This is a genomic window from Mycobacterium sp. ACS4054, from assembly GCF_001667275.1.
Lineage (GTDB): Bacteria > Actinomycetota > Actinomycetes > Mycobacteriales > Mycobacteriaceae > Mycobacterium.
This window is the reverse complement of sequence record NZ_LZHV01000031.1, coordinates 187,372-199,608: the sequence shown is the minus strand read 5'-3', so window position 1 is coordinate 199,608 and position 12,237 is coordinate 187,372. Positions and strand designations below refer to the sequence as shown.

The window sequence follows — 12,237 nt, the reverse complement described above, 5'->3', positions numbered from 1 at the left end:
CCGGGGCGCCCCGGCCCGGCGGCGCGCGTCCGGGCGCCTCGCCCGGCAACATGCCGCCCCGTCCGGGCCGCGCCGCTGGTCAGGGCCGCCCCGCCCGGCCCGGCGCCCCGCGGCCCGGCGGTGGCCGACCCGGCGGGCCCGGCGGTCGTGACGGCGGCGGCGGCAACTACCGCGGTGGCGGTGGAGTTGGGGCCCCGCCCGGTGGCGGCGGCGGTGCGGGCGGTTTCCGCGGTCGCCCCGGCGGCGGTGGCGGCGGTGGCCGCCCCGGTCAGCGCGGCGGCGCGGCCGGCGCGTTCGGCCGTCCCGGTGGTGCGCCCCGGCGCGGGCGCAAGTCCAAGCGGGCGAAACGCGCCGAGTACGAGAACATGCAGGCGCCGGTCGTCGGCGGCGTGCGGTTGCCGCACGGCAACGGCGAGACCATCCGGCTGGCCCGCGGCGCGTCGCTGTCGGACTTCGCCGACAAGATCAACGCCAACCCGGCCTCGCTGGTGCAGGCGCTGTTCAACCTCGGCGAGATGGTGACGGCCACCCAGTCGGTCGGCGACGAGACGCTCGAGCTGCTGGGCAGCGAGATGAACTACGTCGTCCAGGTCGTCAGCCCGGAGGACGAGGACCGCGAGCTGCTGGAATCCTTCGACCTCACCTATGGCGAGGACGAGGGCACCGAGGAAGACCTGCAGACCCGGCCGCCGGTGGTGACCGTCATGGGTCACGTCGACCACGGTAAAACCCGGCTGCTGGACACCATCCGGAACGCCAGCGTGCGCGAGGCCGAGGCGGGTGGCATCACCCAGCACATCGGCGCCTACCAGGTGTCGGTCGAGCTCGACGGCGAAGAGCGGCCGATCACCTTCATCGACACCCCGGGTCACGAGGCGTTCACCGCCATGCGTGCCCGCGGCGCGAAGGCCACCGACATCGCGATCCTGGTGGTCGCCGCCGACGACGGCGTCATGCCGCAGACGGTGGAGGCCATCAACCACGCGCAGGCGGCCGACGTGCCGATCGTGGTGGCCGTCAACAAGATCGACAAGGAGGGCGCCGACCCGGCCAAGATTCGCGGCCAGCTCACCGAATACGGTTTGGTGGCAGAGGATTTCGGTGGCGACACGATGTTCGTCGACATCTCCGCCAAGGAGGGCACCAACATCAAGGCGCTCGAGGAGGCGGTGTTGCTGACCGCCGACGCCGCCCTGGACCTGCGGGCCAACCCCGACATGGAGGCCCAGGGTGTGGCGATCGAGGCGCACCTGGACCGCGGGCGCGGCCCGGTGGCCACGGTGCTGGTTCAGCGCGGCACGCTGCGCGTCGGTGACTCCGTGGTGGCCGGCGACGCGTACGGTCGCGTCCGCCGCATGGTCGACGAGCACGGCGAAGACGTCGAGGAGGCGCTGCCGTCGCGGCCGGTGCAGGTCATCGGCTTCACCTCGGTGCCGGGCGCCGGCGACAACTTCCTGGTCGTCGACGAGGACCGCATCGCCCGCCAGATCGCCGACCGGCGCAGCGCCCGCAAGCGCAACGCGCTGGCGGCCCGGTCCCGCAAGCGGATCAGCCTGGAGGACCTGGACTCGGCGCTGAAGGAAACCAGCCAGCTGAACCTGATCCTCAAGGGCGACAACGCCGGTACGGTCGAGGCGCTCGAGGAGGCCCTGATGGGCATCCAGGTCGACGACGAGGTGGAGCTGCGCGTCATCGACCGCGGCGTCGGTGGCATCACCGAAACCAACGTCAACCTGGCGTCGGCGTCGGACGCGGTGATCATCGGCTTCAACGTGCGCGCCGAGGGCAAGGCGACGGAGCTGGCCAACCGCGAGGGCGTCGAGATCCGCTACTACTCGGTGATCTACCAGGCGATCGACGACATCGAGAAGGCCCTGCGCGGCATGCTCAAGCCCATCTACGAGGAGAGCCAGCTGGGTCGCGCCGAGATCCGCGCGATCTTCCGGTCCTCGAAGGTCGGCATCATCGCCGGCTGCATGATCAGCTCGGGTGTGGTGCGCCGCAACGCGAAGGCCCGGCTGCTGCGGGACAACATCGTGGTCGCCGACAACCTGACGATCACCTCGCTGCGGCGGGAGAAGGACGACGTGACCGAGGTCCGCGAGGGCTTCGAGTGCGGTATGACGCTGGGCTACAACGACATCAAGGAAGGCGACATCATCGAGTCGTACGAGCTCGTCGAGAAGGAGCGCTCCTGACCACCGCCGACGATGCAGAACGAAGTGATGAGGAGAAGGCGGTGAATCAAAGTGCCTGACCCCGCAAGGGCGCGCCGTCTGGCCAAACGCATCAACACGATCGTCGCCTCGGCGATCGAATTCGAGATCAAAGATCCCGGGCTGGACGGGGTGACCATCGTCGACACGAAGGTCACCGCGGACCTGCACGATGCGACGGTGTTCTACACCGTGATGGGCCGCACCCTGGACGACGAGCCGGACTACGCCGCCGCGTCGGCCGCGCTGGAACGGGCCAAGGGTGCGCTGCGCACGATGGTGGGGGCGGGCACCGGTGTGCGCTTCACGCCCACGCTGACCTTCACCCGCGACACCACGCTGGACACCGTGCAGCGGATGGACGAGCTGCTGGCGCGCGCCCGCGCGGCGGACGCCGACCTGGCGCGGGTTCGCTCAGGGGCCAAGCCGGCCGGGGAGGCCGACCCATACCGCGACAGCGGGCCCAGCGAGGTGTATAAGGACAACGGTGACGACGACCGACGCGAAGACTGAGCTGTCCCGCGCCGCGGGAGCCGGGGCACGCGTCGACGCCCACGGCGCGGTCGACTTGCTCTCCGGCGCCGAGACTGTCGCGGTGGTCGCCCACGTGCACCCCGACGCCGACACGATCGGCGCGGGTTTGGCCCTGGCTTTGGTCCTGGACAAGTGCGGCAAGAGCGTCGAGGTCGGTTTCGCCGAGCCTGCGCTGCTGCCCGACTCCCTGGCGTCCCTGCCCGGGTGCTCGCTGCTGGTCGGCGCGGAGGCGATGCGGCGCGACGTGGATCTGGTTGTCACCGTTGACGTTCCGAGCGTCAAGCGGTTGGGTGCGCTGAGCGATCTGGCCGGCCCCGGCCGCGAGGTGCTGGTGATCGACCACCACGCCACCAACCAACTGTTCGGCACCGCCAACTTCGTTGACGTGTCGGCTGATTCGACCACGATGATGATCGCCGACATCCTCGACGCGTGGGACAAGCCGATCGACCCGGACGTGGCGCACTGCATCTACGCCGGCCTGACGACCGACACCGGATCCTTCCGCTGGGCCAGCGCCCGCGCGCTTCGGCTGGCGGCCCGGCTGGTGGATACCGGCGTCGACAACGCCGAGATCAGCCGAACGCTGATGGACAGCCACCCGTTCACCTGGCTGCCGCTGCTGTCCCGCGTGCTGGGCTCGGCGCACCTGCTGCCCGACGCGGTCGGCGGCCGCGGCCTGGTGTATGCCGTTGTGGGGCACCAGGATTGGGTCACTTCGCGGGCCGAGGAAGTGGAAAGCATCGTCGACATCGTGCGCACCACGCAGCAGGCCGAGGTGGCCGCGGTGTTCAAGGAAGTCGACCCCCAACAGTGGTCGGTGTCGATGCGGGCCAAGGCCGACGTGGACCTGGCGGCGGTCGCGTCCGCCTTCGGCGGCGGCGGCCACCGACTGGCCGCCGGTTACTCGACGAGCGGCCCGATCGACGACGCGGTGGCGTCGTTGCTCGCCGCGCTGGGCTGATTGCCCTGGGCTGAAACGCCGTGGGCTAGAACGCCCAGCTGCCCGAGCGCTGCAGCACGAACCCGTGGTCCCCGCTGGTGGTGTCCAGGCAGGCGACCAGGTTGTCGGCCCCGACGGCGCACGTGACGTTCAGGTGGGTCAACTTCTGACCGGCGCCCAGCAGCTTGCCGCCCGGCGCTAGCGCAGTTGGGTTGCCGTCGCAGCCGCCGAAGGACATGCGGCTCAGCTGGTAGCCGGGTCCCTTGAATTCGGCGGAGCCCACCAGGCAATCGCCCGGGTGCGGGCGCCCGCCGAGGACCGGGACGTCGTCGATCCCGGGCATATCGCCCTTGCACTTGATGTCCTGCGACGGCTGCGGCGCCGGCGCCGGGCCGCCATAGAAGTCGCAGGCCAGGGCGTACGGAGTGGAGAAGCTGATCCGGGGCGCGGTGCCCGGCCCGGAGCTAACCAGGAAGCCGTCCGCCGGGACGGGCGCGAAACCGTCCAGGTTTGGAAACCCCGGCGGCTCCGCGGCCGCGCGCGGCGCCGGTATCGCCATCGCACCCGCGAGCACCAGGGCGCCCGCGAGCGCCCGCACTGTGACGTCCACAACCGCACGCATCAGCTGATGGTAGGGGTTGGCCGCGACCGGCGTGGCCGCACCGGCGCCAATCAACGCACCTGGGCCCGGCCGCGCTGCAGCACCGCGTCGCGGTTGGCCGCGATGTCGTCGCCGCTGGTCCGGAACTGGCGGGCGGCCATGGCCTCGAGCCACAGCCCGCCGCTGGTCTGCGCGTCGTCTATCCGGTGATAGGACGACAGCAGCGCGCGCACCGCGTCCTGGTTGTTGCCGACGATGGAGGCGGCCACCTGGCGCGCCGTGCTCAACAGTGCCTCGTGCGCCACCACCTCGGTCACCAGCCCGGCGCGCAGCGCGTCGGCGGCGGACAGGTAGTCCCCGGTCATGCTCATCCGGCGGGCCAGGCCGACGCCCACCTTCTGAGGCAGCCGCACGCTGAGCCCCCACGTGGGCAACAGGCCGACGCGGGCGTGCGTGTCGGCGAATCGGGCGTTCTCCGAGGCGATCAGGATGTCGCAGTACAGCGCCAGCTCCAGCCCGCCGGTGACCGCGGCGCCGTTGATCGCGCCGATCACCGGCTTACTCAGCGCCGGCCACCGCGGGGAGATGTCCGGCAGCGCCGAGGACCCGCCCAGCTCCTTGAGATCCAGTCCCGCGCAGAACACGGGATCGGTGCCGGTGACGATGACGACGTCGACGTCGTCGTCGGTTTCCGCGTCGGCCAGGGCCCCGAAGAACCGGTCCCGTAGCGCCGAAGACAGGGCGTTGCGGGACTGCGGCCGGTTCAGGGTCAGCGTGCGCACCCGCTCGTCGGTTTCGATCAGCAGGATGTCATCGGTCATGTGTTCACCGTAGAGGGTGGCTGGCGGCGCCTATCGTGGATCCCATGTGCAGGAACATCACCGAGCTGCGCGGGCTGGATCCGGCGGCCACCGCCGAGGAGATCGCGGCCGCCGCGCGCCAATACGTGCGCAAGGTCAGCGGGATCACCCGGCCGTCGGCGGCGAACGCCGAGGCCTTCGAGGCCGCCGTCGCCGAGGTCACCGAGACGACCACGCGGTTGTTGGCGGCGCTGCCCCCGCGGCGCCAGCCGCCGAAGACCGTCCCGCCGCTGCGCCGGCCCGAAGTGATCGCCCGGCTGGCCGGGGCGCAATGACCCGAACGGCCACCACCCCCCTCACGACGCCCGCGCTCAAGGAGTGGAGCGCCGTCGTGCACGCCCTGCTGGACGGTCGCCAGCGGGTGCTGCTGCGCAAGGGCGGCATTGGGGAGAAGCGCTTCGAACTGGCCGCCAGCGAGTTCCTGCTGTTCCCGACGGTCGCGCACAGCCACTTCGAGCGGGTGCGGCCCGAGCATCGCGACCTGCTGGAGGCGGCCGCCGTCGACAGCACCGGGGATCGCTTGGTGCTCAGGGCGGCCGCGAAAGTCGTTGCGGCCGTGGCGGTTAACCGGCCCGAAGGCCTTGGCTCGATAGAGGACCTGCACATCTGGACGGCCGAATCGGTGCGCGCCGACCGGCTCGACTTCCGTCCTAAGCACAAGCTCGCCGTGCTGGTGGTGTCCGTGCACCCGTTCCTCGAGCCGGTGACGATCACCCGCACACCCGAATACGGCGGCTGCAAGAGCTGGGTGGAGCTGCCGGTGCGGCCGCCGCTGGCGCCGCCGGTGTGCGACGGCGCGGCCCTAACCGAGGTCGCCGACCGCGTCCGCGGAGCCGTTGGCTGACAGGTCCGGCGGGCCGACCGGCAGCAGCAGCCGGGAGCGGCCGTAGCGCACAGTGTGGGTGGCGGGCCTGGACTGCCGGCCGGTCAGGATCGGCTCGTCGGTGCCCAGGTTGCGCGCGTAGCGGGGAAACCAGGCGCCGGCGATCAGCACGCGGATGCGCGACCCGGCGCGGAAGCGGTGGGCGGTGCCGTCGAGTTCGACCCGGACGGATTTCTTCGAGTTCTTGACGGCGTTGTCCAGCCGCCGGTAGCCCTCGCTGACGTTCTTGGACCGGCCGTTGGCGTCGACCTCGCTCACCCGGACGAACAGGTCGACGTGGGGCGTGTCGGCGCCGTGCACCAGCTCGACGACCGGGCCGCCGTAGACGCACAAGTCATGCGTGAGGGTGAGGCTGGTGAAGGCCAGCACGTCGTCGCGCGTCGCGAGCCGGCTGTCGTCGCGGTAACCGCCGTCCGGCGACAGCAACGGGCCGCCGGTGGTGGGCGTCGGGTCGGAGGGGTCGTAGCGGAAGGTCGCCGGCGCCAGCCGCGGCAGGCCCGTCGGCGCCGTCTCGCCCAGGTGGCCGCCGGGCCGCAGGTAGAGCGCGCGCTCGGTGGTGGCGGGCGGCCAGTCGGCGACGTTGCGCCAACCCTGGCCGGTGACACAAACGTGCACCCGGCTCGGGCGCCGGGCGGGTGCCCCGCCCAGGTGGGTGCCCAGCCAATCGAGCGTCTCCCGCACGCCGGTGCTCAGCCCGCTGGTGAGCATCTGAGTGTGGGTCCACGGGCCCATGGTGAGCGCGACGTCGACGCCGCGGGCCCGCAGCCGCCGGTACTGCTGCAGCGTCTGCCGCACGAAGATGTCCTGCCAGCCGCTGATCAGCAGCACCGGCACGTCGACGCGGTCCAGCGCGTCGCCGCAGCGCAGCGCGTCCCAGAACGGATCGTCGCGGTCGGTGTGCTCGAGCCACGACTCGAACCACGGCGCACCCGCCCCGAGCAGCGCCCGGGCCGACTCGCCCACCGGCAGCCCGAGGGCCGCCCGCGCCACGTCGCGCCGGACGCGCAGCTGGCGCAGCGCCGACCGGGCGCGCACCGGGTCCTCCTGGTGGGCAACCATGTCGCTCCAGCCCAGGAAGTCGTTGATCGCGAACGAGCCGGTGCCCCAACTGGATTCGTTGAAGTCGTGCGGCCCGACGGTGATGACGGCCGCGGCCAGCTCCGGCGGTGGATCGGTCAGCAGCGCCCACTGGGTGTAGCCGAGGTACGACAGCCCGATGGTGGCGAAGCGGCCGGTGAACCAGGTCTGCTCGCGCAGCCAGGCCGCGGTGTCGGCGCCGTCGGCGACCTCGTTGGCCATCGGCTCGAATTCCCCGCCCGATCCGAACGTGCCGCGCACGCTCTGCAGCACCACGTGGTAGCCGCGCGCCGCGTACAGCGCGCCGTACACCAGGGAGAACGGGAAGGCCCGTCCGTAGGGCCCGCGGACCAGCAGGGTGCCGGCGGGGGAAGCGGTGTTCGGCGCGTAGTGGTCGGCCACCAGGTCGACCCCGTCGCGCATGGGCACCCGGAGGCGTTGCACGGTGTAGTCGGTCGTGGCGGGCGGCAGGCCCAGCAGCCGGCCGAGAGCCTTGCCGCCGACGTGGCGCAGGGCGTGCAGCGCGGGCTGGGCGGGTCGCGTCGAGGTGATACTCACGGTGCCCAGGCTAAGGCCCGGCCCGCCGTCAGAACTTGTAGTACGGCGCCAGGTCGTTGGCGCGCTGCAGGTTGGTGGACATGCAGTCCACCTCGGGGTTGGAGTAGACGGTCGAGTAGTAGAGCGCCTGCTGCAGCACGCCGTAGCTGGTCTTGAACACGACCATGCAGGAGTAATACCAGTAGCTGTTGTGATAGGTCGGCTTGAGCACCCAGTACTGGGCGGCCCGGTGGCCGGCGATGGTGGTCTCGACGGCGTCGGGGGGCAGCGTCTCCTCGTAGGTGCGCCAGATGATGGGTTCGACCGCCACCTGATAGTTGCCCGCGTCGAAGTGGCAGCGCAGGCCGTCTTCGTGCTCCGGCGGGGTAAACGCCAGCCCGAGCCGCTGGAGCGCATCGAACGGGATGTCCTCGCACGCGTCGAAGGGGCGCGGGTCGGTGGTGGCCACGATCGGGCTCTTCATCGTGGTTTCCATCGGAGCCGCGGTCGAGCGCAGCTCGACCGGCCCGCCGCTCGCCGGCGCGGCGCCGTGCCACCCCGCCGTTCCTGCGACGGCCGCTGCGATCAGGGCACCGACCGCCCCGATCAGACGCACCTTGGCGAACACGACACCCCCTGACGGCTCGGCGCTCCTTGCCGGGAGTGTACAAGTCGGGTTGGCACGGTCACAGTGAAACAAGAACACGTTCTAATGCCGCGGGCAAGGGCCCGTCCCGACCGGCCCGCGGCCGCGGGTCATTAGTCTGGTTAATCGTGGCTGGTCAAAATGCGGGGCACGAATCGCCCAACGGGGGGCAACCGACGCTGTGGGCCGTCTCCGACCTGCACACCGGCCACCTGGGCAACAAGCCGGTCACCGAATCGCTGCACCCGTCCTCGCCCGACGACTGGCTGATCGTCGCCGGCGACGTCGCCGAACGCACCGACGAGATCCGGTGGGCCCTTGACCTGCTGCGCCGGCGATTCGCCAAGGTGATCTGGGTGCCCGGCAACCACGAGTTGTGGACCACGACGCGGGACCCGGTGCAGATCTTCGGCAAGGCCCGCTACGACTACCTCGTCCACATGTGCGACGAGATGGGCGTCGTCACGCCCGAGCATCCGTTCCCGGTGTGGACCGAGCGGGGCGGCCCGGCGACGATCGTGCCGATGTTCTTGCTCTACGACTACAGCTTCTTGCCCGAGGGGGCGACCAGCAAAGCCGAGGGCCTGACCATCGCGCGGGAGCGCAACGTCGTGGCCACCGACGAATTCCTGCTCTCGTCGGAGCCCTACCCGACCCGGGATGCCTGGTGCCGGGAGCGGCTCGCCAGCACGCGGGCCCGGCTCGAGCAACTCGACTGGATGACGCCGACCGTCCTGGTCAACCATTTCCCGCTGGTCCGCGAGCCGTGCGACGCGCTGTTCTACCCGGAGTTCTCGCTGTGGTGCGGAACCACCAAGACCGCCGACTGGCACACCCGCTACAACGCCGTCTGCTCGGTCTACGGCCACCTGCACATCCCGCGCACCACCTGGTACGACGACGTGCGCTTCGAGGAGGTGTCGGTGGGCTACCCGCGCGAGTGGCGGCGCCGCAAGCCGCACAGCTGGCTGCGCCAGGTGCTGCCCGACCCGCAATACGCGCCGGGTTACCTCAACGACTTCGGCGGCCACTTCGAGATCACTCCCGAGATGCGGCAGCAGGCCGCGCAGTTCCGGGAACGGTTGCGGCAGCGGCAATCCCGATGACCGAGGAAAAGCTGGTCTCCTCGGTGCTCCCGGACGTGGACGAATTGGCCTATTCGGAGCTGTATTCCGATCCGCCCGACCTGGCCCCGCTGCCCGAGGAGGAGCCGCTGATCGCCAAGTCGGTCGCCAAGCGGCGCAACGAGTTCATCACCGTCAGGCACTGCGCGCGCGTCGCGATGGGCGAGCTCGGCCTGCCGCCGGTGCCGATCCTCAAGGGCGAGAAGGGCGAACCGTGCTGGCCCGACGGCGTGGTGGGCAGCCTGACCCATTGCACCGGCTACCGCGGTGCGGTCGTGGGCCGCACCGACGCGGTGCGCTCGGTGGGCATCGACGCCGAACCGCACGACGTGTTGCCCGACGGCGTGCTGAACGCGATCAGCCTGCCCGAGGAGCGCCACGAGCTGGCGTCGTTGCCCGTGGGCCTGCACTGGGACCGAATCCTGTTCTGCGCCAAGGAGGCAACGTACAAGGCCTGGTTCCCATTGACCAAGCGCTGGCTGGGTTTCGAGGACGCCCACATCGTGTTCGACCTCGACCCGCCCGACGGCGCGACCACCGGGGTGTTCGTGTCCAAGATCCTGATCGACGGCCAGGCCCTCGATGGCGAACCGCTGACCGCGCTGCGGGGCCGGTGGTCGGTCGAGCGGGGGCTGGTGCTGACCGCCATCGTGCTATGAGCGGTCCGGGCATCGTCGTCGTCGACAAGCCGGCCGGGATGACCAGTCACGACGTGGTGGGCCGCTGCCGTCGCATCTTCGCCACCCGCCGGGTGGGCCACGCGGGGACGCTGGATCCCATGGCCACTGGCGTGCTGGTGGTCGGCGTCGACCGCGCCACCAAGATCCTGGGCCTGTTGACGGCGGCCTCCAAGTCATACGCCGCCACCATCCGGCTCGGCCAGACCACGTCCACCGAGGACGCCGAAGGGGAAGTGCTGCAAAGCATTTCGGCCGCGCACCTGACGCACGAGCAGATCGCCGAAGCGGTCGCCGCCCTGCGCGGTGACATCGAGCAGGTGCCGTCGGCGGTCAGCGCGATCAAGGTGGCCGGCCGGCGCGCCTACCGGCTGGTGCGCGAGGGACAGGCCGTCGAACTCGAGGCCCGGCCGGTGCGCATCGATCGGTTCGAGGTGTGCGACGTCCGATCCGACGGTCGGTTCGTCGACGTCGACGTGGAGGTCGACTGCTCGTCGGGCACCTACATTCGGGCGCTCGCCCGCGACGTCGGCGCCGCGCTCGGGGTGGGCGGGCACCTGACGGCGTTGCGGCGCACCCGGGTCGGCCGCTTCACGCTGGAGCAGGCCCGCACGCTCGACGAGCTGACCGAGGCGCCCGGGCTGTCCCTGACGCTGGACGAGGCGTGCCTGCTGATCTTTCCGCGGCGCGACCTGACGGCCGCGGAGGCCGAGGCGACGGCCAACGGCCGGCCGCTCGCGCCGGCCGGCATCGCCGGCGTCTACGCCGCCTGCGACGCCGCCGGCAGGGTGGTCGCGCTGCTGCGCGACGAGGGTGCGAAGACCAAGTCGGTGGTGGTGATCCGCCCGGCGACGCTCGAGGAATAGGCTGACCGGAAGTCGCGGCCTGTGGAAAGGGACAAAGATGTCTAACAAGGTTTACGTCGTCGGCGTCGGCATGACGAAATTCGAGAAACCGGGCCGCCGGGAAGGCTGGGACTACCCCGACATGGCGCGCGAGTCCGGCACCAACGCGCTGGCCGACGCGGGGATCGACTACCGCGAGGTGCAGCAGGGCTACGTCGGCTACGTCGCCGGCGATTCCACGTCCGGGCAGCGGGCGCTCTACGAGCTGGGCATGACCGGCATTCCGATCGTCAACGTCAACAACAACTGCTCGACCGGTTCGACCGCGCTGTTCCTGGCGGCGCAGGCCATCCGCGGCGGCATCGTCGACTGCGCCATCGCGCTCGGCTTCGAGAAGATGCAGCCCGGCCCCCTCGGCGGGGGCGCCCAGGACCGCGAATCGCCGATGGGCAAGCACGTCAAGGCCATGGCCGAGATCGACGAGTTCGCCATGCCCGTCGCGCCGTGGATGTTCGGCGCGGCCGGCCGCGAGCACATGCGCCAATATGGCAGCACCGCAGAGCATTTCGCCAAGATCGGCTACAAGAACCACAAGCACTCGGTCAACAACCCGTTCGCGCAGTTCCAGGAGTCCTACACGCTCGACGACATCCTGGCGGCCCGGATGATCTCCGACCCGCTGACCAAGCTGCAGTGCTCGCCCACCTCCGACGGCTCCGGCGCAGCGATCCTGGCCTCGGAGGGCTTCGTCGATCGCCACGGGCTGGCCGGCCGCGCGGTGGAGATCGTCGGGCAGGCCATGACCACCGACTTCGCCTCCACCTTCGACGGCAGCGCCAAGAACCTGATCGGCTACGACATGAATGTCCAAGCCGCGCAACAGGTTTACGACCAGTCCGGGCTGGGCCCCGAGGATTTCCAGGTCATCGAGCTGCACGACTGCTTCTCGGCCAACGAGTTGCTGCTGTACGAGGCGCTGGGGCTGTGCGGCCCGGGGGAGGCGCCCAAGCTGATCGACAACGGCGACACCACCTACGGCGGGCGGTGGGTGGTCAACCCCTCGGGCGGTTTGATCTCGAAGGGTCACCCGCTGGGCGCGACCGGGCTGGCGCAGTGCGCCGAGCTGACGTGGCAGCTGCGCGGCGCCGCCGACAAGCGTCAGGTCGAGGGCGTCAACGCCGCGCTGCAGCACAACATCGGGCTGGGCGGCGCTGCCGTCGTCACCGCGTATCAGCGGGCCGAGCGCTAGGGGCGAGCCCAATGGCGGCGACCCGCAGCGCCCGGCTTCGCCGCG

Annotated in this window: 13 protein-coding genes; 9 read left to right on the top strand and 4 right to left on the bottom strand. The window is 70.8% G+C overall.

Features of this window, described 5'->3' with window-relative positions:
• From infB to A5730_RS07095, 3 genes are all read left to right on the top strand, one after another.
• Nucleotides 1–2,198, top strand: a 2,198-nt coding sequence (gene infB, locus A5730_RS07105; RefSeq protein WP_082946733.1) for a translation initiation factor IF-2, incomplete at its 5' end; no start/stop codon positions are given.
• A gap of 51 nt (nucleotides 2,199–2,249) precedes the next feature.
• Nucleotides 2,250–2,729 (top strand): 30S ribosome-binding factor RbfA, encoded by a 480-nt coding sequence (rbfA, locus tag A5730_RS07100; protein ID WP_055400380.1) that lies wholly within the window; start codon nucleotides 2,250–2,252, stop codon nucleotides 2,727–2,729.
• A complete protein-coding gene (locus A5730_RS07095) occupies nucleotides 2,704–3,714 on the top strand; it encodes a bifunctional oligoribonuclease/PAP phosphatase NrnA (protein ID WP_067897482.1) in 1,011 nt (336 codons plus the stop codon). Before rbfA ends, A5730_RS07095 begins: the two co-directional genes overlap by 26 nt.
• A gap of 25 nt (nucleotides 3,715–3,739) precedes the next feature.
• Here the strand turns inward: A5730_RS07095 and A5730_RS07090 are convergent, their stop codons facing one another.
• Complete coding sequence (locus tag A5730_RS07090) at nucleotides 3,740–4,315, bottom strand: hypothetical protein (protein ID WP_067897537.1); 576 nt, start codon at nucleotides 4,313–4,315, stop codon at nucleotides 3,740–3,742.
• 50 nt (nucleotides 4,316–4,365) lie between these two features.
• Nucleotides 4,366–5,115: an enoyl-CoA hydratase gene (locus A5730_RS07085; protein WP_067897480.1), complete on the bottom strand. Its 750-nt coding sequence runs from the start codon at nucleotides 5,113–5,115 to the stop codon at nucleotides 4,366–4,368.
• Nucleotides 5,116–5,159: 44 nt separating this feature from the next.
• On the opposite strand from A5730_RS07085, the gene A5730_RS07080 reads away from it, so the two are divergent.
• Entirely contained in the window at nucleotides 5,160–5,429 is a 270-nt protein-coding gene (locus A5730_RS07080; RefSeq protein ID WP_067897477.1) for a DUF2277 family protein, read from the top strand.
• On the top strand, nucleotides 5,426–5,998 hold the full coding sequence (locus tag A5730_RS07075; RefSeq protein ID WP_067897474.1) for a DUF1802 family protein: 573 nt from the start codon (nucleotides 5,426–5,428) through the stop codon (nucleotides 5,996–5,998). The genes A5730_RS07080 and A5730_RS07075 overlap by 4 nt, the downstream gene beginning before the upstream one ends.
• Here the strand turns inward: A5730_RS07075 and A5730_RS07070 are convergent.
• Nucleotides 5,957–7,672, bottom strand: a complete 1,716-nt coding sequence (locus tag A5730_RS07070) for a CocE/NonD family hydrolase (protein ID WP_067897472.1) — start codon at nucleotides 7,670–7,672, stop codon at nucleotides 5,957–5,959. The genes A5730_RS07075 and A5730_RS07070 overlap by 42 nt on opposite strands.
• Nucleotides 7,673–7,700: 28 nt before the next feature.
• Nucleotides 7,701–8,279 (bottom strand): DUF3558 domain-containing protein, encoded by a 579-nt coding sequence (locus A5730_RS07065; RefSeq protein ID WP_067897469.1) that lies wholly within the window; start codon nucleotides 8,277–8,279, stop codon nucleotides 7,701–7,703.
• A 146-nt stretch (nucleotides 8,280–8,425) separates the two neighbouring features.
• Here A5730_RS07065 and A5730_RS07060 point away from each other — a divergent pair, with 146 nt between their 5' ends.
• From A5730_RS07060 to A5730_RS07045, 4 genes are read left to right on the top strand one after another with little or no spacing between them, the layout of a single operon-like run.
• Nucleotides 8,426–9,403: a metallophosphoesterase gene (locus tag A5730_RS07060; RefSeq protein ID WP_067897466.1), complete on the top strand. Its 978-nt coding sequence runs from the start codon at nucleotides 8,426–8,428 to the stop codon at nucleotides 9,401–9,403.
• Nucleotides 9,400–10,080 carry a 4'-phosphopantetheinyl transferase gene (locus A5730_RS07055; protein ID WP_067897463.1) on the top strand — a complete coding sequence of 227 codons (681 nt, stop codon included), beginning with the start codon at nucleotides 9,400–9,402 and terminating at the stop codon, nucleotides 10,078–10,080. The genes A5730_RS07060 and A5730_RS07055 overlap by 4 nt, the downstream gene beginning before the upstream one ends.
• Entirely contained in the window at nucleotides 10,077–10,964 is an 888-nt protein-coding gene (truB, locus tag A5730_RS07050; RefSeq protein ID WP_067897461.1) for a tRNA pseudouridine(55) synthase TruB, read from the top strand. Before A5730_RS07055 ends, truB begins: the two co-directional genes overlap by 4 nt.
• A 37-nt stretch (nucleotides 10,965–11,001) precedes the next feature.
• Complete coding sequence (locus tag A5730_RS07045) at nucleotides 11,002–12,192, top strand: lipid-transfer protein (protein ID WP_067897458.1); 1,191 nt, start codon at nucleotides 11,002–11,004, stop codon at nucleotides 12,190–12,192.
• The last annotated feature ends 45 nt before the right edge of the window (nucleotides 12,193–12,237 follow it).